2 protein-coding genes and 1 pseudogene are annotated in these 1,499 nt (G+C 65.4%); 1 reads left to right on the top strand and 2 read right to left on the bottom strand.

The features are described from left to right. Positions 1-2 precede the first annotated feature (2 nt). Positions 3-257, top strand: coding sequence for a DUF2171 domain-containing protein (locus tag FJ980_RS31285; RefSeq protein WP_140547399.1), 255 nt, complete (start codon positions 3-5; stop codon positions 255-257). Between the two features lie 11 nt (positions 258-268). Here FJ980_RS31285 and FJ980_RS31280 read toward each other — a convergent pair whose 3' ends face one another. Together FJ980_RS31280 and FJ980_RS31275 are read right to left on the bottom strand one after the other, a co-directional pair. Continuing rightward, on the bottom strand, positions 269-1,288 hold the full coding sequence (locus FJ980_RS31280) for a P1 family peptidase (RefSeq protein ID WP_140547398.1): 1,020 nt from the start codon (positions 1,286-1,288) through the stop codon (positions 269-271). Then, positions 1,288-1,499, bottom strand: a pseudogene (locus FJ980_RS31275) (ABC transporter substrate-binding protein); the annotation flags it as partial. The gene FJ980_RS31280 and the pseudogene FJ980_RS31275, both read right to left, overlap by 1 nt.

Raw genomic sequence — 1,499 nt, 5'->3', positions numbered from 1 at the left:
CCATGACCGACACCAGCAAAATTCGTGAGCATAGGGAAGTGATCGGTGCCGATGGCGTTCATGTCGGCACGGTCGACAAAGTCGAGGGGCAGCGGATCAAGCTGACCAAGTCCGACAGCGGCATGGGCACGCATAAGGGGCACCATCATTTCATTCCCCTGAGCCTTGTCGCGGAGGTCGAGGGAAAGAAGGTCTGGCTGTCGGCGAATTCCGACGTCGCGGTCACTTTCGAGGAAGAAAAGTCCGACCCCACCTGATCGCGTATAAGTCAGCGCGAAGACCAGACCGGAAACAGATCGCCCTCGGCGGGCGTCGCGGCGAAAACGCCGCGCGTGATGGCGCGCGCCATCGTGGCGCCTGCCGCGGCATAAAGGTCGATTGCCGCGTCGGCTTCGAGCCGGATACCGCTCCTGCCGGTCGCCAGCGCGAAGACCAGATCGCCATCGGCCGGCGTGTGCGTCGGCCATATGGCCCGCACGAAACCGTCATGCGCTGACATGGCCAGGCGCTTTGCGGCGGCCTTGGTGAGAACGGCATCGGTGGCGATAACGGCGATGGTGGTGTTGCCGCCGGCATCCGCCTTGCCCGTGAACGTCTTGTCGCGAAACTTCAAGAGGATGCTTTTGGCGTCGTCCGGCATTGGCGAGGGATAGCCAAGCCCGCCGAATTCATCGCCGATCTCGAACGGAGCCGCCCAGAAATGGCGGCTTCGGCTGATGGTCACCGAGCCGATCGGATTGACCGCCGCCAGCGCGCCGATGGTGACGCCATTGTCAAGCAGCGTCGAAGCCGAGCCAAGCCCGCTCTTGAGACCGGAGGTCAGCGCGCCGGTGCCGGCGCCGGTCGTGCCGATCTGGAAATCCGAACCGGCGGCCTGCACCGTCTCGTAGCCGAGCTCGCGATAGGGCGGATAGCGGCCCCAATCCTTGTCGCCGCCATTGCGCAGGTCGAACAGGATCGCCGCCGGCACGATCGGCACGCGAAAGCCGCCGACCTCGAAGCCGATGCCACGCTCGCGCAGTGCTGCCTGTACGCCGGACGCTGCGTCGAGGCCGAAAGCCGACCCGCCCGACAGCACCACGGCATGGACCGTCTCAACCGAATTGTGGGGTTCGAGCAGGTCCGTCTCGCGCGTGCCCGGCGCACCGCCCAGGATCTGGACGCCGGCTACGGCCGGTTCGTCGCAAAGGACCGTCGTCACGCCGGATTTCAGTCGGGCATCGGAGGCATTGCCGACGCTGAGACCGGCGACATCGGTGATCAGGTTGCGCGGGCCGGTGCGAAACATCAGTTGCTTTCCAACGGTACGAAGCGGGCGCCATCGAACCGAAAGACGCGGTACGGATTCCGGCTGAGGTCGCCCTTCGCATCAAAGAGCACCGGCCCGATCGCCGTGGTGAAATCATGCCCGATGAGCGCTTCCGCAAGCGGCCTGCCGGAGCTTGCGGCTTCCGCCATCGCCGCCTTGGCGGTTTCTACCGCCGCATAGGCCGGCAGCG

Source organism: Mesorhizobium sp. B1-1-5 (genome assembly GCF_006443065.1).
Lineage (GTDB): Bacteria > Pseudomonadota > Alphaproteobacteria > Rhizobiales > Rhizobiaceae > Mesorhizobium.
The sequence above is the reverse complement of the archived record's forward strand: the minus strand, read 5'-3'. Positions and strand labels throughout refer to the sequence as shown.